The organism is Collinsella sp. AF23-4AC, assembly GCF_003462685.1.
In the GTDB taxonomy this organism is placed as follows: Bacteria; Actinomycetota; Coriobacteriia; order Coriobacteriales; family Coriobacteriaceae; genus Collinsella.
In genome coordinates this window covers 5,260-24,126 of record NZ_QRVE01000014.1, presented here as the reverse complement: position 1 = coordinate 24,126, position 18,867 = coordinate 5,260, and the positions used below count along the sequence as shown (strand labels likewise).

Here is an 18,867-nt window from a genome sequence, read left to right as displayed (position 1 = left end):
TTATGAAGTTTCTTAAAGACAAGCAGACGCGTCACGACTTTGTCACGTACGCCATGTGCCTTGTGGCGTTTGCCATCGTGTTCTTTATGCAGTCCAACCACATGATTCCGCGCATGATCGCCGGTCAGCTGGTTCCCATCACGGCCTATATCGTCATGGCCATTTCCCTTAACCTCGTCGTCGGCATCGCGGGCGACTTGTCGCTGGGCCACGCGGGCTTTATGAGTGTCGGTGCCTATACGGGAATCGTCACCGCCGTCGCGCTGGAGAGCGCCGTTCCCTCCGATCCGGTGCGCCTTATCATCAGTATCGTGGTCGGCGCCATCGCTGCCGCCATCCTGGGCTTCTTGATTGGCATCCCGGTCCTTCGTCTGAGCGGCGATTACCTGGCTATCGTGACGCTGGCCTTTGGCGAGATTATCAAGGAGATCGTCACCTGCCTCATTGTGGGCGTCGATTCCCGCGGCCTGCATGTGATCTTTAACATCACGGGTAACTCCACGATCGATGACCTGCACCTGCTCGAGGACGGCACCGCCATCATCAAGGGCGCCCAGGGCGCCTCGGGCGTGTCGACGTACTCGACCTTCCTCGCCGGTGCCATCCTGGTCATGGTCGCACTCGTGATCGTGCTCAACCTGGTTCGCAGCCGTACCGGCCGTGCCATTATGGCCGTGCGCGACAACAAGATCGCTGCCGAGTCTGTGGGCATCTCCGTCACCGAGTACCGCATGATCGCCTTCGTGGTTTCCGCTGCCCTCGCCGGTGCTGCCGGAGCTCTCTTCGGCGGTAACTTCTCGCAGCTCTCCGCCACCAAGTTCGACTTCAACACGTCCATCCTCATCCTGGTGTTCGTGGTCCTGGGCGGCCTGGGCAATATGCGCGGCTCCGTCATCGCGGCGGCATTGCTCACGGTGCTTCCCGAGCTGCTCCGTCAGTTCTCGGACTACCGCATGCTCATCTACGCCATCGTGCTGATCTTGGTCATGATCTTTACCAACAACCCGCAGCTCAAGGCGTTCTTCGGTCGTGTCAAGGATCGCTTTGCTTCCAAGAAGGAGGTGGCAGCCGATGCCCAGTAAATTTGAGTTCAACAAGGGCAAGATGGTCCCGTATCCTTCTGGCGCCATCGTTCCCGACCGCGACCTGGGCGAGCGCCCGGCACTCGAGTGCATCCACCTGGGCATCGAGTTCGGTGGCCTTAAGGCAGTCGACGACTTTAGCCTGACTATCGGCAAGACCGAGATCGCCGGTCTGATCGGCCCCAACGGTGCCGGTAAGACCACGGTCTTCAACCTGCTCACCAAGGTGTATCAGCCCACGCACGGCACCATCCTGCTCGACGGTGAGGACACCTCGGGCAAGTCGGTCTATCAGGTCAACCGCATGGGTATTGCCCGTACCTTCCAGAACATTCGTCTGTTCAACACCATGACGGTGGAGGATAACGTTAAGGTCGGCCTGCACAACCAGGAGCGCTACTCCGGCTTTGAGGGCGTGCTGCGCCTGCCGACGTATTGGAAGCACGAGAAGGCTGCTCACGAGCGCGCCATGGAGCTGCTGTCCATCTTTGATATGGAGCATCTGGCAAACGAGCAGGCCGGATCGTTGCCTTACGGCGCTCAGCGCCGTCTGGAGATCGTCCGCGCGCTTGCCACCAACCCCAAGCTACTGCTGCTCGACGAGCCTGCCGCCGGCATGAACCCGTCCGAGACCGCGGAGCTCATGGAGAACATCGTCAAGATTCGCGACACCTTTGGCATTGCCATCATGCTTATCGAGCATGATATGTCGCTCGTTATGAACATCTGCGAGGGCATCTGCGTGCTCAACTTTGGTAAGGTCATCGCCAAGGGCACGGCAGAGGAAATCCAGAATAACGATGCCGTTATCGAGGCGTATCTGGGCAAGCAGGATAAGGGGGAGAACTAAATGGCAGAGCCGATGCTTTCCGTCTACAACATCAACGTCTGGTACGGCGCCATCCACGCCATCAAGGACATCTCCTTTAACGTTAACGAGGGCGAGATCGTGGCCCTGATCGGCGCGAACGGTGCCGGTAAGTCCACGACGCTCAAGACCGTCTCGGGCCTCCTGCGCTCTAAGACCGGCTCCATCAAGTTTATGGGTGAGGACATTACCCATACGCCCGCCGACAAGCTGGTTGGCAAGGGCCTGGCTCAGGTTCCCGAGGGTCGTCGCGCCTTTTTGCAGATGACGGTCGAGGAGAACCTGGAGATGGGTGCCTATACGCAGCCCAAGTCCACGGTGGCTCCGGGCCTTGAGCGTGTCTACGAACAGTTCCCGCGCCTTAAGGAGCGCCGTCGCCAGGTGGCCGGCACCCTTTCGGGCGGCGAGCAGCAGATGCTCGTTATGGGGCGCGCCCTTATGAGTAACCCCAAACTGCTTATGCTCGACGAACCTTCCATGGGTCTGGCGCCGATTCTGATTGAGCAGATCTTCCAGATTGTCGTGGACCTGCACAAGGCCGGCACCACGGTGCTTCTGGTCGAGCAGAACGCGCAGATGGCGCTCTCGATCGCTACGCGCGGCTACGTGCTCGAGACCGGCAAGATCACCATGACCGGCACCGGCCAAGAGCTCCTGCACGACGATAACGTGCGTAAAGCCTATCTGGGTGGCTAGGAGGTTCCGCCGTTCTACCGAACGGCGGACCGGCCGACGCTGCGCGGGCACCAGAGCGACAACTAGTCATTCAAAGAGGACGGCATGACCAGAAGGTCTATGCCGTCCTCTTTTCATGCCAATTTGTTCGCTCTGGTGCCCGCTTGCTGTCCGTCCTCTGCTTGCGGCGCTGCTTTGGTTCTGGCATTTGGGGTAGTTGCTGGGGACGTTCTTGAAAGACTAGTCGTTTAAGAACGTCCCCAGCGACTAGGTCAAAAGGCTTCGAGGGCGGCGTGCTTACGCCCGTCGTGGTGCGCCCGAAGGGGGATGGCTGCTACGAGCTCGATCATTTGCGAGGAGAAGACGAACCAGCCGTTGCAGATCCAATATGGATCTCGCCAACCTCGGCAAGCTGCTCGATGAGTGGAAGCCCTGTCGGGTCGTCTATTTCAACACCACCCAGAATGATGGTGTCATCGCGCAGGTCGATCTGTGTGTTGAACACAGCGAGGTTAAAGCCGGAGGCCACAAATCCGATAGCAGCCAGGACGAGCCCCGTGGCAACAAGCCCACCCGCTACGGCAAGGTAAATCTTTTTTACGCTGGACATGTTTGCACTCCTTCCTATGCCGTAAGCGGCGCCGCTTCAGCGCCCCTGCGGCTCTTACTGCCTCGATCTTTCCAGAAGGGCGAAACGGCTTTCTTCGCCCAAAGGGCAGAGAGGCGCGCGATCTGCTTGGACGCCGTCCAGGCACCGGCTCCCGCGAGGAGCGCCACACCGATGGAAGCGAATCCCATTCCCATCGAGGTTAAAACGTACGGAACATGCCCGATAATGATGCCGTCCACGGTGAACAGGAGCCCCACCACGCCCGCGCCCCCGAATGCCGCGGCCACGATCCACACGCAGAGCGCAAGAACCCAAATGCAGATGTAGACTGTAGCGGCAACGGCGACGAACGCGAACAGCAGCGGAATCCATACCGGAGAGCCCACGATGGCGAGCGCCCATAGAAGCGCCGTGCTCTTGCGCTTGGTCCTCGCAATTGCGCGCGGCACGGCGGGCAGTTCGTCGAGCGTTGCCTCGGCGACCTCACCGAGCGTGCCCATGGCGGCCACAGCCTCGGCCTCCGTCATGCCGTCCTCCATACGGTCGGCGATGGCCTCCGCGTAGAACTCCTGCGTTTCCTTTACCTGATCTGCCGGCAGACAGGCCAGAAGCTCGCCCAGCCGGTTCAAGAACTCATCGCGCGTCATGGTGCGCTCCCTTCACGTAACTGTAGATTTTCTGCACGGATGGCCATTCGGCGAGGAACTCGGCGATACGCTCATGCCCGGTGTCCGTGATGCGGTAGTACCTTCGCAGCCGCCCGTTGTGCTCGGCGGAGCGCGCCGTGATGCACCCTGCCTTCTCCAGGCGCTTGAGCAACGGATAGAGCGTGGACTCCGTGAGCCCCATGCTCGCGGGCACGTCCTTCACGATCTGATAGCCGTAGGATTCCTCGCCCGAGACGGCCGCGAGCACGCAGGCCTCGAGGAAGCCGCGCTTCATCTGTGCCTCCATCCGCACACCTCCTTTCGTAGTATACTGTGTAACACCTACTATATGACACATAGTATATGATGTCAACAGTTGTCGTATAGGGAGCCCGGTCTGTCTGTCCCCGGTATAGCGACGAGTGTCGGTTGACGCATCGCGCGAAACACCAACCAGTGCTCCTTTGATGCAACTCTCATTCGACCACATTTCTGAGCAGCTACCTTCCCGCACCAAAGCGTGCCTGATCCTGGGATAGTCGTTGGGGACGTTCTTGAATGAATAGTCGTTTAAGAACGTCCCCAACGACTACTTCTATACAGCAAAAAGGGGTGCTGACCATTTCGGTCAGCACCCCTTTAAGTTGCGGTGAAATAGGGACTGAATACGGGCTCCAGAGGCCAAAACAGTCCCTATTCCACCGCAACTTCATGGGGGCGTGCGACAATGCCCGTCGGAAAACATCTGCTGTCTTTGGGGGTCTATCTATGCTGTATGAGTTTTGTGCCGAGAACTTTGAGCGGGTGCCGGCGGCTATCGATGCCGGTGCTAAGCGCATCGAGTTGTGCGACAACCTTGCCGTCGGTGGTACCACGCCCTCGGCCGGCGTTATCAGCACTACGGTCAGCTATGCTCACGAGCATGACGCGCGAGTGATGTGCATGATTCGCCCGCGTGGCGGTGACTTTCACTACAACCAGGACGAGCTGCGCATGATGGAGATGGACTTGGGTCTTGCCGTGAGCGCCGGCGTTGACGGCCTGGTCTTTGGCTGCTGCAAGCCCTGTGCCGGCGGCTGGGCGCTCGACGAGCTCACCCTCGGCGCCCTCGTGATGGCTACGGGCTGCGCGACCGAGGAGTGCAAGCGCGGGGCCATCGATATCACCTTCCACATGGCCTTTGACCAGCTCTCGCTCGAGGCTCAGCTCGATGCCATTGACACACTCGCCGACTGCGGCATCACGCGCATCCTGACGCATGGTGGTGCTGCCGGAACGCCGATCGAGGACAACCTGGAGCACCTGTCGCGTCTTGTCGAGTATGCGGGCGACCGCCTGACCATTCTTCCCGGTAGCGGCATTTCCACGGCCAATCGCGATACCGTGGCGGCGGCACTGGGCGTCTCCGAACTCCATGGCACCAAGATCGTGCCGCTGGAGGTATAACCCGTGGCGCTGGTATTTGACGTTCAGCAGGCGAGCGGTAAGCCCGACGATAATCGTCGCCCTGGCACCGCGTGCCCCTTTTGTGACACGGAGGGGCTCGCCAACATCATCCAGCGCGATGGTGACTGCATCTGGTTCGAGAATAGGTTCAAGACCTTGCGCGCCACCCGTCAAACCGTGTTGATTGAATCGGCAGATCACGATGCCGACTTGGTGACCTATGAGCCGGATGAACTCCACCATGTGATGCGGTTTGCTCTGGGCTGTTGGCAGCAGATGATCGATTCCCAGCAGTACCGCAGTGTACTCATGTATAAGAACAAAGGTCCGCTTTCGGGCGGCAGCCTCGTCCATCCACACATGCAGATTGTGGGCTTGGAACAGGAGGACGGCTATGCGGCGCTGACCTTAGCCAACTTTGAAGGCATCGCTGTCTGGCAGCAGGGGAGAATCTCGGTCAACATCTCAACCGAACCGATTATGGGATTCTTTGAGGTCAACGTCTCGGCTCCACAGGGAATCGCCGCCAGCGACGACGCCCGCGACCAAGCCGAAGCGGACCTGTTTGCCGATGCGATTCAGGTGGCCCTGCGCTATATCCTGCACGAGCACCACGGCGGCCGCGCGGAGTCGTACAACTTGTTCTTCTACCACATGGACGGCCGGACCATTGCCAAGGCGCTTCCGCGTTGGGTGGTTTCGCCCTACTTTGTCGGCTATCGTTTGGCCCAGGTTAATGCCGAGACCACGCTCGATATCGATGCTGATCGCCTGCGTGCGCATCTGGAAACGCTCGTATAGCAAGACTAACACCCGCGTAATGCGGACAGTCTAGCGTCCCATGGCGTCGCGGCCGGCCTCGACGCGCTTGCGTTGGGCGGCGCGCTCCTCGCCGGTCAGTCGCTCAAAGAGATGTCCGATAACCGAGGCGAGCACCTGCTGAAACAGCGTTCCGCACATGACGGGAAACACGACTTCGCCTGGAAAGTACTGCGTGGCGATGACGGCGCCCGAAGAGATGTTACGCATGCCGCAGGTAAAGCACATGGTGGTCGTCTCGCTATACGGCAGGTGCAACGCACGGGCGACCAGAAAACCGACGACAAAGCCGCTGATGGCGAAGACCAAAATAAAGAGGGCGACTTCCAAGCGCTCAACATTCATGTGCAACACGTACTCGCTCATGGCGGTGGAGTTGGACGCGATGACCCCCATCATCATGAACTTGCAGGCGGGCGAAAGCGCGGGGGAGAGTTTCTCATGTCCCCATCCGCGCGTGAGCTCGTTGATCACGATGCCGAACACGGCAGGGATGGCGATCATAAAGGCCATGTTCTGCATCATGCCCGGAACATCGATTGCGACGGTGGCACCCAGCAGGAGCTTCAGCGTGAGCGGAATCGTCACGGGCGAGATGACCGAGGACGTCAGGATGATGGTGAGCGCGAGCGGGCCGTTGCCGCCGAACATGCTAATCCACATAAAGGCGGTGACTGCCACGGGTACGCTGTACTCGAGCACGATGCCGCAGACAAGGTTTGGGTTGGAACCAAAGAACAGTGAGCTCATGGCATACGCCGCGATGGGGATGAGCACGGCCGAGACAAATAACGCCAAAATCAAATGTAGGGGACGGCGGAACACCTCGGCCACCTGGTGAAAGGTGTTGCTGAGCGCACCTTGGAACGTCATAAAGGCGAAGAGGGCGGGAACGATGGGCTTGAGAACGCCGATCTGCTGAGGAAAGAGCACGCCGAGCGCCACGCAAATCGGAACGATGATCTGCATATGCCCTGCGAGGAACTTTCCCAGTCCAACCCATTGCTTCATATGCGCTTGCGACTCCCTTTACTCGTGAATCCGTTTTGAATGGATATGCTAGACGCTCGCATGCGTCCGTGCGTCAGAAACGCTCGATTATTTCGAGGCTATTACCGGCATCGTTTACCGAAACCACGGCGTGCTGCGAGGCTCTGTGTCCGTGCCGCACGGTATAATAAATCCGTTCAACAGATCTGCCTGCCGAAGCGGGCATACACAGAGGACTCATCGCTATGAACCGTGAGAGGTATCGCGGCGACCTGCCCCTATCGGGGGTGGGCGCCTATGTCATCGCTTAAGACGACGCATCGCTGGGCGGTCGCTCAGCAAAATCCCGAGCTCGAAAAGGAGCTTTCGGCTGGTCTGGGCATACCCGGGCTGGTGGCACGCATTATGGTTGCGCACGGCATTGCCTCGATTGAGGAAGGACAGCTATTTTTGACGCCTTCGCTCGATCGTGATTGGGCCGATCCGCTCGTCATTCCGGGCATGTCGGTTGTTGCCGATCGTGTTGAGTGCGCCATTCGCAACCACGAACGCATCGCCGTCTTTGGTGATTTTGACGTCGACGGCATTACGTCGACTTGTCTGTTGACCGAGGCGCTGCGGACGTTTGGCGCCGATGTCACACCATTCATCCCGCACCGCTTTGACGAGGGATATGGCCTTTCGCGTGCGGCGCTCGACCGCGTCAACGAGCTCGCCCAACCCAATCTGATCGTGACCGTCGATAACGGTATCGCGGCCAAGGAAGAGGTCTCCTATCTGGAGAGCCTGGGAATCGATCTGGTGGTTACGGACCATCATGAGCCGTCCGACCAGGTGCCGCAGGGCGTGCCCCTGACCGACCCTAAACTCGAGGATGAGGGGCCCTCGCGTGAACTTGCCGGTGCCGGTGTGGCGCTCAAGCTGGTGCAGGTTTTGGGTGAGCGTCTGGGCAAGCCGTCGTATTGGCGTTCGCTGATTGAGGTTGCGGCGCTGGGCACCGTGTCCGACATGATGCCATTGACGCCCGAGAATCGCGCTCTGGTCGCCGAGGGTATCCAGCAGATGCGCGTGACGGCTCGTCCCGGCTACATCGCGCTTGCAGCGCTCGCCAAGGCCGATCTGACTACCATTACGGCGGACGGTCTATCGTTCTCGCTCATTCCCCGCTTAAACGCCGCCGGCCGCATGGCCGATCCAAAATTGGCGCTTGACCTGCTGCTTGCCCACGACCCCATCGAAGCGAGCGCGCTTGCCGCCGAGCTTGAGGAGATCAACCGCCAGCGTCGCGAGATCGAGGCGGAGCTCACGCGCGACGCCATGACAAAGGTCGAGAAGACTTATGACGGCGGGCGCGCAATCGTCGTGGGCGGCGAAGGTTGGCACGAGGGCGTTAAGGGCATCGTGGCGAGCCGCCTTACCAACCGATATCACGTGCCGGCGCTGCTTTTCTCTATCGAGGACGGTATAGCACGTGGCTCGGGCCGCTCGGTAGGCAAGGTTAACCTGTTCGAAGCCGTCGAGCGCTGCTCCGACTTGCTGATTCGCCGCGGCGGGCATGCCGGTGCGGTGGGCGTGACCATCGAGGCATCTAAGCTCGATGAGTTTCGTCGACGTCTTTCCGCCGTGTTGTCCGAGCTTCCCGCCGAGGACTTTGAGGACACCGACGAGGTTGCCGCCACGGTCGACCTTTCCGAATTGAATATCGAGACCATCGAGCAGATTTCCCGCCTTGAGCCGTTTGGCCAGGGTAATAAGGTGCCGCTGCTGGCTGCCGAGGGCGTGACGATGTGTGATCGCGCCGTGGTGGGTAAGACCGGCGAGCATATGCGCTTCGTGGCGACGGATGGAGCCGCGAGCGTGCCGGCAATCATGTTCCGTGTGCCGCAGATTGACAGGCTTATCAATTGCGACAGCGCCGTCGACTTGGTGTTCGAGGCCGTTGCCGAGCATTGGCAAGGTCGCGTAAAGCCAAAGCTCATGATCAAGGATGTCTTGGTCCGCGATACCACGGCGCCCAGCGTTGATGATCCGGCATGTGAGCTTCGCCGCGGCGTACAACCGGCGGATTCTGGACTGCGCTTGGAGTCGCGTAAACGCGAGACGCTTGCCCAGCTTTCCTATACCGAGCTCACGCGCTCGCTCATTCACAGCTTTATCGGATCGAACCAGCCGCACCGCGCGCAGGTCGAGGCGCTTGACGCCCTGGCCGACCACCAGAGCGTTTTGGCCGTTATGGGAACGGGTCGCGGCAAGTCTCTGATTTTCCATGTACATGCCGCACGCGAGGCGGTTCTTCGCGGGCGCGCGAGCATTTTTGTCTATCCGCTGCGCGCACTCGTTGCCGACCAGGCCTATCACCTTTCCTCGACGATGGCCGCGCTCGGCATTGGCGTTGGCGTGCTGACCGGCGAGACCGTGGAGGCGGCGCGCGATGACGTGTTTGCCGGCCTGGCTTCGGGCCGCACCGGCATCGTTCTCACGACGCCGGAGTTCCTGTCTATCCATCGCGATCGCTTTGCACGTTCTGGACGTATTGGCTTTGTCGTTATCGATGAGGCGCACCATGCCGGTCTTGCCAAAGGCGGCGACCGGAGCGCATACCTCGACATGCCCGATATTCTCAAAGCCCTGGGCGACCCCGTTGTCATGGCGGCAACGGCTACCGCGACGGCCCCGGTCGTGGCGGAGCTTGCTCGTGTATTGCCGATTACCAGGACGGTGGTCGACGAGACCGTTCGCGAGAACCTGCAACTCGAGGACGACCGTGACCTTGCGAGCCGCGAAAATCGCCTGGTGTCGATCGTGGCGACGGGGGAGAAGACCGTTATCTACGTGAACTCGCGCGACCAGTCCGTGGCACTTGCCAAGACGTTGCGCAAACGCGTGCCCGACTGTGCGACCCATATCGCGTTCTATAACGCCGGGCTTGCGCGCTCCGATCGCCGCCGTGTCGAGGAAGCCTTTAGAGACGGAAGTCTCAGCTGCATCGTTTCAACTTCGGCTTTCGGTGAGGGCGTCAACTTGCCCGATATCCGTCATGTCGTGCTCTACCACATGCCGTTTGGCGCGATTGAGTTTAACCAGATGAGCGGCCGTGCCGGCCGCGATGGACAGCCCGCTGTGATTCACCTGCTCTATTCGTCGCGTGACGCTCGTATTAATGAGCGCCTGCTCGATTGTTACGCGCCCGAGCGTGATGAGCTTGTCACGCTCTATCGAGCGCTGCAGACCATGTGGCGCTCCAACCGTGGCAAGACGGGGGACGATTCATTCTGCGCAAGCGATATCGACATCGCGCAGATGTGCCTTGCAATCGACGCGCGCACGCCGGTCGATGAGCGCTCGGTGGCAAGCGGCTTGGGAATCTTCGAAGAACTCGGTTTCTGCCGCGTTTCGGGGTTTGACGATACGCGTCGCATCGCGATGGCAGAAAACCCCGGCCGCGTGCAATTAAGCAGGTCAATTCGCTATTTGGAGGGCTTGCGCTCGCGCATGGAGTTCTCGGCTTTCCGGAGTTGGGCGCTCGATTCGTGCGCTTCTGATATGCTAGCCAAAGTTAACCGCCCGATCGTACCGCGGGCCTAGGGGAAGGGGACTTCGATGGATGCCGCAGCCCGTACCGCCCATGATTCCACCCTCCAGCCTTTTTCTGAGATGGAGCACTATAAGCATGCCGATGAGCTGCCGCCCGAGATTATGGCGGACAGCTACGACAAGCTGGAGCGCCTGTGCCTCAAATATATGAATGAGGATGACTTCTCCAAGGTGGAGCAGGCCTACTGCTTTGCCGCCGAGAAGCACTGCAACCAAAAGCGCCGCTCGGGCGAGATGTACATTAACCATCCCGTCGAGGTTGCCATCATTTTGGCCGATCTTAAGATGGACTGCGATGTGGTGTGCGCCGCGCTGCTGCACGATACCGTCGAGGATACTGAGACCTCGCTTACCGATGTTTCCGGCCTGTTTGGCGAAACCGTGGCAGAACTCGTCGACGGCGTGACCAAGCTCACCAACATCGAAGTCGACAGCATGGACGAGAAGCAGGCCCTCACGCTGCGCAAGATGTTCCTCGCCATGTCCAAGGACATCCGCGTCATCATCGTTAAGCTTGCCGACCGCCTGCATAACATGCGCACCCTTGCAGCCCTGCGCGAGGACCGCCGTCTGTTTAAGGCCCGCGAGACCATGGACGTATACGCGCCTCTTGCCGACCGCCTGGGCATGAGCTCTATCAAGTGGGAGCTCGAGGACCTGTCCTTCTTCTACCTTGAGCCCGACGCCTACCAACGCATCGCGCGCATGGTAGCCGAGTCGCGCGAGGTTCGCGAGCGTTATCTGGCCGAGACCATCAAGACGCTCACCGACGAGCTCAATCGCATTGGTCTTGAGGGCTTTCAGATCAACGGCCGTTCCAAGCACTATTGGTCCATCTACCAAAAGATGAAGCGCAAGGGCAAGGAGTTCTCCGAGATCTACGATCTGGTGGCGCTGCGCGTCATCACTCATTCGGTGCGCGATTGCTATTCCACGCTTGGTGCCGTGCATACCTTGTGGCATCCCATGCCCGGTCGTTTTAAAGACTATATCGCCATGCCCAAGGTCAATAACTACCAGTCGCTCCACACGACGGTTATCGGCCCCACGGCCCGCCCGCTCGAGATTCAGATTCGAACCTACGAGATGCATGAGCAGGCCGAGTACGGCATTGCCGCCCACTGGCTGTATAAGAAATCGGGCGGATCGTCTGCTTCCAAGACCAATGACGCTCAACGTTTGGACGACCAGATTAACTGGCTCAAACATTCGCTCGATTGGGCAGCGTCTGACGAGATCACCGATGCCAAGGAATACCTGCATTCGCTGAAGGTCGACTTGTTCGACCAGGAAATTTTTGTCTTTACGCCCAAGGGCGAGGTCATGGCGCTTCGTGCCGGCTCCACGCCGCTCGACTTTGCCTACGCCGTTCACACCGAGGTGGGAAACCATTGCGTCGGCGCCAAAATCAACGGTGCGGTGGCTCCGCTCACGCACGAGATTAAGACGGGTGACCGTGTCGAGATTCTGACTAACAAGAGTTCCAAGCCGTCGCGTGATTGGCTCAAGATCGTTAAGACACCTTCCGCCAAGTCAAAGATCCGCCGCTATTTTGCCGCTGCGACCAAGGACGACGACGCTGCTGCTGGTCGCGATATGCTGGCCAAGGACCTGCGTAAGCGTGGCTATGGCATTTCTACGCCGCGTTCGACGCGTGCGCTCAACGCCGTGGCGGAGCAGTTTAACTTCAAGCAGCTCGAGGACCTGTTTGCCGCCGTCGGCGCCGGCAAGGTTGCCCCGCGCGCTGTGGGCAATAAGGTCGAGCAAATTTTGGACCCCAAGCCCGAGGAACAGCTCACCAAGGCCGAGGCTATCGCCGAGGTCGTGAAGCAGCCCGCTCGCGGCTCCAACCGCAAGCCGCAAAAGCGCGGCAAGAGCGCCAGTAACGGCATTATCGTCAAGGGCGAGAGCAACAGCGGCCTGCTGGTCCGTCTGGCTCATTGCTGCAACCCCGTGACGGGCGACGACATCGTCGGCTTCATTACGCGCGGTCGTGGCGTTTCGGTGCATCGCGCCAACTGCCCTAACGTCAAGGGTCTTATGGAACATCCCGAGCGCATGATCGATGTGGAGTGGGACGGCGCTGCCGACACCCTCTTCCAGGTCGAGATCGTGGTCGAGTGCCTGGACCGCATGGGCCTTCTCAAGGATGTCACCATTGCCATTGGCGATGCGGGCGGCAATATCCTTTCTGCCGCCACGTCGACCAACCGCGAGGGTATTGCAACCCTGCGCTTTATGGTCGAGATCTCGGACGCGAGTGGTCTGGATCCGCTGCTGGCCTCCATCAGCAGCGTTGACTCGGTCTACGACGCGCGCCGCCTGATGCCCGGTGAGGGTGGAGCCCAGCTTAAGCGCCGCGTTTAGTCACGACGAACGTGTCACATTATCGATATTCGTTACACTCGAGGCATCGTTTGATGCCTCGAGTTCTATAGAGAGGAGAGGGACATGAGCGCTGTGTCCTTGGATTTAACTCCCAAGGGATCGGTCGAGATCGAGACGCTCGTAAACGGTCCCATTCAGACCAATAGCTATGCTGTTATTTCGGACAATGAGTGCGTGATTATCGACCCCGCATGGGAAGGAGAGCGCTTGATGGAGCATATCCGAGCCGAGCATCCCGGCGTACGCGTGTTTGGCGCCGTATGCACTCATGGCCATGCCGATCATGTTGGTGGTGTTGCAGGCGTGCGAACCACCGTTGGCGAGGGCTGCCAGTATGAGCTGTGTGCTAAGGATGTGGCGGTGCCGCATGCGAACATCGAGGAACAGCGAGCTATGTGGGGCATTGAGACGCCTGACCCCGGGGAGCCGACGCGCCTGCTCGCCGAGGGAGATGCTATCGAGGTGGGCGATATCTACCTGCAGGTGATCGAGACGCCAGGGCATACGCCGGGCGGGATCGTCTTGTTTGCTGCCACCGAGCAGGGGAACATTGCCTTTGTGGGCGACACCCTGTTTCCGGGCGGGCACGGCCGCACCGATCTTTCTGGAGGAGACGAGGCGGCGATTCTGCGCTCGCTCTCCAAACTCGCCCGGCTTCTCCCGCCCGATACCGTTTGCCTAACCGGCCATGGCGATTCGACCACCATGGCACGCGAGCTCATGCAGAACCCTTTCATGCAGATTTAGCTTAATAGTCGGCTTTTGAAGCACGAGAAGTGCCCAAACGTCAAGCTATTTTTCCCCAACGGGTCGATTCCGTGGGGCAAACGGTCAAAAAAGTCTGTTTGGACGATATTCGTGAACAAACGAACGTTTATGCTCGGGTACGCCGTGGTAAAATCTCAGGCGTTATCGGAGCAACCTTACAGGAGGTTTCTTTTATGCTCGTCAACGCAGCAGACATGCTCAAGAAGGCCGAGGCCGGCAAGTACGGTCTTGGTGCCTTCAACACCAACAACCTCGAGTGGACCCTGGCTATTCTCCAGGCCGCCGAGGAGGCCAAGTCTCCGCTGATCCTTCAGTGCACCGCTGGTGCCGCTAAGTGGATGGGCGGTTTCAAGGTCTGCGCCGACATGGTCAAGGCTGCCGTCGAGGCCACGGGCGTTACCGTTCCCGTCGCCCTTCACCTCGATCACGGTTCTTACGAGGACTGCTTTAAGTGCATCGAGGCCGGCTTCACGTCCATCATGTATGACGGCTCTCACGAGGAGACCTTCCAGCTTAACCTCGACCGCACCAAGGAGCTCGTTGAGCTTGCCCACTCCAAGGGCATGTCCATCGAGGCCGAGGTCGGCGGCATCGGCGGCACCGAGGACGGCGTGACCTCCAGCGGCGAGCTCGCTGATCCTGCTGAGTGCAAGCAGATCGCTGACCTGGGCGTCGACTTCCTCGCCTGCGGCATCGGCAACATCCATGGCGTGTACCCCGCCGACTGGGCTGGCCTTTCCTTCGAGCGCCTGGGCGAGATCAAGGCCCAGACCGGCGACCTGCCCCTCGTCCTGCACGGTGGCACCGGCATCCCCGAGGATCAGATCAAGAAGGCCATCTCCCTGGGCATCTCCAAGATCAACGTCAACACCGACCTGCAGCTCGTCTTCGCCAAGGGCGTCCGCGAGTACATCGAGGCTGGCAAGGATCAGCAGGGCAAGGGCTTTGACCCCCGCAAGCTCCTCAAGCCTGGTCGCGACAACATCGTTGCCCGCACCAAGGAGCTCATGGAGGAGTTTGGCTCCGTCAACAAGGCGTAAGTAGCGGTTTAACTTCCCGCCGGAGGCCCCGTTTCCCCTACGCTGTTTCCCTCGCGCTCACCTGGCTTCGCCAGAAGTCGCGCGACGGAATCAGCTCCGGGGAAACGGGGCCTCCTTTGTTAACTCGCTACAGGGTTACTGGGCTGAATTCATTTTTATAGGTACCGTTTATCGGTGTTGAGGGTTCCTTTATTGGGGCTTTCTTTTTTATCTCGCTACAATGGACTTCAAGAGTTCTAATGACTTGGAGTTTGGTATGGCTGTTATTAATGTGCTGCCTTCGGATGGGAAGGTTATTGACGAGGGTCCTGTTGGTTGCTCTGTTGATGTTTGCTGTGATGACTTTCGTCATCTCGATGTTGGACTGCCGCCCGAGATTCTTCGTCTTAAGGATGCGGGGTATTTGACGCAGGCTGTTGCTGCCTGCGATCGCCTTTTGGAGCAGAACCCCGAGCCTTCGCTGGCTGCTTGTGTTCGTGCCGAGCGGTATCGCATGCTCGAGACGCCGCTTCATTTTTCGGTGTCGCGCGACCAGGCTATTGCGATGATTCGCGTGGAGTGGCCAGAGTTTACCGAAGAGCAGTTTGATGACCTGATTAATCGTAAGCGTATTGACTGGCGCTTTATCGATGGCGAGCTGTTCGTTCTCGACAACTTCCTCGATTCGCTTCGCGTATATCCCAAAGAGGTCCCCGGCATGCGTCCCGATCCTACGGACGGAATTGCACTGCGCAACGAGATGCTCAAGGAGATGGAGTCGCAAAACGGATTGGCTCGCGTCATTACGCTTAAAGCGTCTGTGTCTGTCCCCGGCGCTCTAGAGGGGGAGACCGTTCGCGCTTGGCTTCCCGTTGCCGCCACCTGCCGCCAGCAGTCTCGGGTCGAGATTCTCGACATGACGCCGGAGGGTGCTGTTGCTCCCGCGAACGCTTCGGCGCGTACCGTCTCGTGGTCTTCTTCGAGTGAGCGCTCATTCTCGGTGACCTATCGCTATCACATCGATGCTGCTTATTGTGATGTCTACGGTGGCACACTTCCGGTTCATCCGCGTATGGACGCGCCTCTGTCCGAGGATATTTCCGAGGACCGTCCGCACATTGCATTCACGCCGTATCTGCAGCAGCTGACGGCCAGTGTTGTTGACGGACTCGAGGATCCGCTCGATCGCGCCCGTGCTATCTATGATTACCTGACGCAGCATATCGACTATCGCTATCAGCCGCCGTACTTGCTTTTGGGATCTATTGCCGATGACTGCGCGCATTCGCTCCGCGGCGATTGCGGCGTTATGGCGCTCACGTTTATCACCATGTGCCGTATCGCGGGCGTGCCTGCCCGTTGGCAGAGCGGCCTGTACGTTGCGCCCGATTCGGTGGGGTCGCACGACTGGGCAGAGTTCTATACGCCGCAGGCCGGTTGGCTCAACGCCGACGTGTCATTTGGATCTTCTGCTCGCAGGATGGGGGAGGAGTGGCGCCGCCGTCACTACTTTGGCAATCTCGACCCGTGGCGTATGGTGGCCAACAATCGATTCCAGGCAGAGCTTGAGCCCTCTTTCGACGGCATGCGCGAGGACCCTTACGATAACCAGATGGGTGAGGCTTCGGTCGACGGTCGCGGATGCCGTCAGCGCGAGATGCTCCGCACGGTCGAACTCATCGAAATGGTTGAAGTTCCATTTTCAGACTAATCGGCAGAAAGCTGTGATAAACTAACTCACGCATTGCGTGCCCGAGTGGCGGAATTGGCAGACGCAGTGGACTCAAAATCCACCGTTGGCAACAACGTGCGAGTTCGAGTCTCGCCTCGGGCACCATACATGCAAGTGAGCGTTCAAGGGGGTTGCGGCCCCCTTTTTCGTGCCGAACTCGCGTGAGCGCGCGAAGCGTTAAGCAAACAGGCCTGTGGCCTGTCTGTAGCGGAGCGTGGCGAGGGCGCCACGCGCCCGAAGCCCGGGGCTTCGCGAAGCGAAGGCCCTTCGAGTCTCGCCTCGGGCACCATACATGCAAGCGAGCGTTCAAGGGGGTCAAGGCCCCTTTTTCGTGTACGTAATGTGATAACGCGCTGTACGTGTTATTATTCGCAAGGCGTTGTTTCCGCAATGCCCTAAAGAGGAACCCGAGGGTTCCCACCTTTTGGCGCCAATGAGCAGCTGACTGGTCATACAACTTAGATTCTCTTCCTCAAATCGAGGATGTCTATGTGTAAGACCTGGTTGCAAAGAAGCGCCGGGTTATTTTTTTATGAATGGAGGTAGGGAAAATAGCTAAGTCTGATGACACCCGCATCAACGACGAGATCACTGCATCTTCGTGCCGTTTGATTGGCGTCGATGGCTCTCAGCTCGGTCTGTTCGCCATCCGCGATGCCCAGCGCGTCGCCGACGATCAGGGTCTCGACCTGGTCGAGATCGCTCCCAACGCGGAGCCGCCGGTCTGCAAGGTCATGGACTACGGTAAGTTCAAGTACCAGCAGGCCATGAAGGCCAAGGCCGCTCGTAAGAACCAGTCCAAGGTCGAGGTCAAGGAAATGAAGTTCCGACCCAAGATCGACGTTGGCGACTACGAGACCAAGAAGGGCCACGTTCTGCGTTTCCTCAAGAAGGGCGCACGCGTTAAGATCACCATCATGTTCCGCGGCCGTGAGATGGCTCACCCGGAGCAGGGCCTTAACGTTCTCGAGCGTCTCGCCGAGGATCTCAAGCCTTACGCTACGGTCGAGTCCAAGCCTAAGATGGAAGGCCGTAACATGCTTATGCTGCTCGCCCCGATTAAGGGCGCCTTCGATGAGGATAAAGCGGCAAGCGATACCAAGTAACTAGTGTTCTGTAACCGATTAAGGAGTATTTCATGCCTAAGATGAAGTCCCACAGCGGCACCAAGAAGCGTTTCCGCAAGACTGGTACCGGCAAGCTTATGCGCGCCAAGGCTTTCAAGAGCCACATCCTGAGCAAGAAGTCCACCAAGCGTAAGCGTGGCTTCCGTCAGGAGACCGAGATCGCCGCTGCCGACCGCAAGGTCATCAAGTCGCGTCTCGCCTAAGTTCGCGTTCCCGTTTTTCGTTTTACCGTCTAGGAGTTGATAGAACATGGCACGTATTAAGCGCGCTGTTGCCGCCAAGAAGAAGCGCCGTACCGTTATGCACCGTGCGAAGGGTTACTACGGTGCCGCTTCGCGTACTTACAAGCATGCTAAAGAGCAGGTCCAGCACTCCCTGCAGTATCAGTATCGTGATCGCCGCAACAAGAAGCGCGAGATCCGTTCTCTCTGGATCACTCGTATCAACGCTGCTGCTCGCCTGAACGACATCTCTTACTCGCAGTTCATGCACGGCCTGAAGGTTGCCGGCATCGAGCTCGACCGCAAGGTCCTGGCCCAGATGGCTTACGAGGACATCGAGTCCTTCAACGAGCTGGCTACCATCGCCAAGAAGGCTCTCGAGGCCTAATAGATTCTCTTGAATCGCTAGGGGAGTGTCGCGTTGTGCGCGGCGCTCCCTCTTTTTATCTGAAGCGCTGGTTTATATAGCAAAAGCGCGGGTAGATAGACACTTACAGGTGACCGATCTTTATATATCTCTTAACCGAAGGGTCATCATCTGATACGTGCAGTATTTCTGCACCAGCCTTTCTATAACTTATATAGGAAGCGATGTATTGTGTAGGACTTGTGAAGAGTGGAATTCCCGCCCACGGCGCCCCTCCGGTCTGGCAATATATCTCCTTGCCGCGCGGCCCGGTCGGACCGGATCAGCCGCCAGGCGTGCACCTTGAGAACCGGATACTGCGAGGATGGACACATTCAGTGTCGCATCCGGGCAGACATCGAACCATTTGAAATGGTCTAACTTGGATTTGTTTTTCGCAAGGCCGCCGAGAGGCGGCCCCGAGAAATTCCTTTTCCTATACTAAAACCATATGAATCGAACGGAACCGATCAGC

General features: G+C 58.9%; 17 protein-coding genes and 1 tRNA gene. 14 read left to right on the top strand and 4 right to left on the bottom strand.

Annotation, left to right across the window (positions count from 1 at the left end; genetic code table 11):
• Positions 1-2: 2 nt before the first annotated feature.
• The 3 genes from DWY05_RS07580 to DWY05_RS07570 are packed head-to-tail and all read left to right on the top strand — an operon-like array spanning position 3 to position 2,646.
• Positions 3-1,082 (top strand): branched-chain amino acid ABC transporter permease, encoded by a 1,080-nt coding sequence (locus DWY05_RS07580; RefSeq protein ID WP_117821257.1) that lies wholly within the window; start codon positions 3-5, stop codon positions 1,080-1,082.
• Positions 1,072-1,932 (top strand): ABC transporter ATP-binding protein, encoded by an 861-nt coding sequence (locus DWY05_RS07575; RefSeq protein ID WP_055287178.1) that lies wholly within the window; start codon positions 1,072-1,074, stop codon positions 1,930-1,932. Before DWY05_RS07580 ends, DWY05_RS07575 begins: the two co-directional genes overlap by 11 nt.
• A gap of 12 nt (positions 1,933-1,944) precedes the next feature.
• Positions 1,945-2,646: an ABC transporter ATP-binding protein gene (locus tag DWY05_RS07570; protein ID WP_117821277.1), complete on the top strand. Its 702-nt coding sequence runs from the start codon at positions 1,945-1,947 to the stop codon at positions 2,644-2,646.
• Positions 2,647-2,971: 325 nt separating this feature from the next.
• On the opposite strand, the gene DWY05_RS07565 is transcribed toward DWY05_RS07570, so the two are convergent.
• Genes DWY05_RS07565 through DWY05_RS07555 form a run of 3 tightly spaced genes read right to left on the bottom strand, consistent with a single transcriptional unit; the run spans position 2,972 to position 4,189 of the window.
• Positions 2,972-3,235 (bottom strand): hypothetical protein, encoded by a 264-nt coding sequence (locus DWY05_RS07565; RefSeq protein ID WP_117776090.1) that lies wholly within the window; start codon positions 3,233-3,235, stop codon positions 2,972-2,974.
• A gap of 14 nt (positions 3,236-3,249) precedes the next feature.
• A complete protein-coding gene (locus DWY05_RS07560) occupies positions 3,250-3,882 on the bottom strand; it encodes a DUF1700 domain-containing protein (RefSeq protein ID WP_117821256.1) in 633 nt (210 codons plus the stop codon).
• The gene (locus tag DWY05_RS07555) at positions 3,869-4,189 is read right to left on the bottom strand and encodes a PadR family transcriptional regulator (RefSeq protein ID WP_199413374.1); all 321 of its coding nucleotides are present in this window, start codon (positions 4,187-4,189) and stop codon (positions 3,869-3,871) included. The genes DWY05_RS07560 and DWY05_RS07555 overlap by 14 nt, the downstream gene beginning before the upstream one ends.
• Before the next feature lie 461 nt (positions 4,190-4,650).
• Between DWY05_RS07555 and DWY05_RS07550 the strand changes: the two genes are divergently transcribed.
• Both DWY05_RS07550 and DWY05_RS07545 read left to right on the top strand, forming a co-directional pair.
• A complete protein-coding gene (locus DWY05_RS07550; protein ID WP_117821255.1) occupies positions 4,651-5,328 on the top strand; it encodes a copper homeostasis protein CutC in 678 nt (225 codons plus the stop codon).
• Positions 5,329-5,331: 3 nt separating this feature from the next.
• On the top strand, positions 5,332-6,129 hold the full coding sequence (locus DWY05_RS07545) for a DUF4931 domain-containing protein (protein WP_117821254.1): 798 nt from the start codon (positions 5,332-5,334) through the stop codon (positions 6,127-6,129).
• A gap of 30 nt (positions 6,130-6,159) precedes the next feature.
• Here DWY05_RS07545 and DWY05_RS07540 read toward each other — a convergent pair whose 3' ends face one another.
• Entirely contained in the window at positions 6,160-7,158 is a 999-nt protein-coding gene (locus DWY05_RS07540; RefSeq protein ID WP_117821253.1) for a bile acid:sodium symporter family protein, read from the bottom strand.
• Between the two features lie 276 nt (positions 7,159-7,434).
• Between DWY05_RS07540 and recJ the strand changes: the two genes are divergently transcribed.
• The 9 genes from recJ to rplT all read left to right on the top strand — a co-directional run bounded on the left by recJ (position 7,435) and on the right by rplT (position 18,374).
• A complete protein-coding gene (gene recJ, locus DWY05_RS07535) occupies positions 7,435-10,722 on the top strand; it encodes a single-stranded-DNA-specific exonuclease RecJ (protein ID WP_117821252.1) in 3,288 nt (1,095 codons plus the stop codon).
• A gap of 15 nt (positions 10,723-10,737) precedes the next feature.
• Entirely contained in the window at positions 10,738-13,098 is a 2,361-nt protein-coding gene (locus DWY05_RS07530; protein WP_117821251.1) for a bifunctional (p)ppGpp synthetase/guanosine-3',5'-bis(diphosphate) 3'-pyrophosphohydrolase, read from the top strand.
• Between the two features lie 84 nt (positions 13,099-13,182).
• Positions 13,183-13,866, top strand: coding sequence for an MBL fold metallo-hydrolase (locus DWY05_RS07525; RefSeq protein ID WP_117821250.1), 684 nt, complete (start codon positions 13,183-13,185; stop codon positions 13,864-13,866).
• A gap of 194 nt (positions 13,867-14,060) precedes the next feature.
• Positions 14,061-14,927, top strand: coding sequence for a class II fructose-1,6-bisphosphate aldolase (gene fba, locus DWY05_RS07520; protein WP_035137086.1), 867 nt, complete (start codon positions 14,061-14,063; stop codon positions 14,925-14,927).
• Positions 14,928-15,183: 256 nt separating this feature from the next.
• On the top strand, positions 15,184-16,617 hold the full coding sequence (locus DWY05_RS07515) for a transglutaminase-like domain-containing protein (protein WP_117821249.1): 1,434 nt from the start codon (positions 15,184-15,186) through the stop codon (positions 16,615-16,617).
• Positions 16,618-16,656: 39 nt separating this feature from the next.
• Positions 16,657-16,743, top strand: a tRNA-Leu gene (locus DWY05_RS07510).
• 431 nt (positions 16,744-17,174) lie between these two features.
• Positions 17,175-17,744 (top strand): translation initiation factor IF-3, encoded by a 570-nt coding sequence (gene infC / locus DWY05_RS07505; RefSeq protein ID WP_006234423.1) that lies wholly within the window; start codon positions 17,175-17,177, stop codon positions 17,742-17,744.
• Between the two features lie 32 nt (positions 17,745-17,776).
• Positions 17,777-17,968 (top strand): 50S ribosomal protein L35, encoded by a 192-nt coding sequence (rpmI, locus tag DWY05_RS07500; RefSeq protein WP_006234422.1) that lies wholly within the window; start codon positions 17,777-17,779, stop codon positions 17,966-17,968.
• Between the two features lie 46 nt (positions 17,969-18,014).
• Complete coding sequence (rplT, locus tag DWY05_RS07495; RefSeq protein WP_006234421.1) at positions 18,015-18,374, top strand: 50S ribosomal protein L20; 360 nt, start codon at positions 18,015-18,017, stop codon at positions 18,372-18,374.
• Positions 18,375-18,867 lie beyond the last annotated feature (493 nt).

What these genes read in the sequence shown, in the direction of transcription:
- DWY05_RS07555 (WP_199413374.1), bottom strand. Translation starts at nt 4,189, where the DNA reads ATGGAGGCACAGATGAAGCGCGGCTTCCTCGAGGCCTGCGTGCTCGCG.
- DWY05_RS07575 (WP_055287178.1), top strand. Translation starts at nt 1,072, where the DNA reads ATGCCCAGTAAATTTGAGTTCAACAAGGGCAAGATGGTCCCGTATCCT.
- DWY05_RS07570 (WP_117821277.1), top strand. Translation starts at nt 1,945, where the DNA reads ATGCTTTCCGTCTACAACATCAACGTCTGGTACGGCGCCATCCACGCC.
- rplT (WP_006234421.1), top strand. Translation starts at nt 18,015, where the DNA reads ATGGCACGTATTAAGCGCGCTGTTGCCGCCAAGAAGAAGCGCCGTACC.
- DWY05_RS07540 (WP_117821253.1), bottom strand. Translation starts at nt 7,158, where the DNA reads ATGAAGCAATGGGTTGGACTGGGAAAGTTCCTCGCAGGGCATATGCAG.
- DWY05_RS07580 (WP_117821257.1), top strand. Translation starts at nt 3, where the DNA reads ATGAAGTTTCTTAAAGACAAGCAGACGCGTCACGACTTTGTCACGTAC.
- DWY05_RS07530 (WP_117821251.1), top strand. Translation starts at nt 10,738, where the DNA reads ATGGATGCCGCAGCCCGTACCGCCCATGATTCCACCCTCCAGCCTTTT.
- recJ (WP_117821252.1), top strand. Translation starts at nt 7,435, where the DNA reads ATGTCATCGCTTAAGACGACGCATCGCTGGGCGGTCGCTCAGCAAAAT.
- fba (WP_035137086.1), top strand. Translation starts at nt 14,061, where the DNA reads ATGCTCGTCAACGCAGCAGACATGCTCAAGAAGGCCGAGGCCGGCAAG.
- DWY05_RS07550 (WP_117821255.1), top strand. Translation starts at nt 4,651, where the DNA reads ATGCTGTATGAGTTTTGTGCCGAGAACTTTGAGCGGGTGCCGGCGGCT.
- DWY05_RS07560 (WP_117821256.1), bottom strand. Translation starts at nt 3,882, where the DNA reads ATGACGCGCGATGAGTTCTTGAACCGGCTGGGCGAGCTTCTGGCCTGT.
- infC (WP_006234423.1), top strand. Translation starts at nt 17,175, where the DNA reads ATGGAGGTAGGGAAAATAGCTAAGTCTGATGACACCCGCATCAACGAC.
- DWY05_RS07515 (WP_117821249.1), top strand. Translation starts at nt 15,184, where the DNA reads ATGGCTGTTATTAATGTGCTGCCTTCGGATGGGAAGGTTATTGACGAG.
- DWY05_RS07525 (WP_117821250.1), top strand. Translation starts at nt 13,183, where the DNA reads ATGAGCGCTGTGTCCTTGGATTTAACTCCCAAGGGATCGGTCGAGATC.
- DWY05_RS07565 (WP_117776090.1), bottom strand. Translation starts at nt 3,235, where the DNA reads ATGTCCAGCGTAAAAAAGATTTACCTTGCCGTAGCGGGTGGGCTTGTT.
- rpmI (WP_006234422.1), top strand. Translation starts at nt 17,777, where the DNA reads ATGCCTAAGATGAAGTCCCACAGCGGCACCAAGAAGCGTTTCCGCAAG.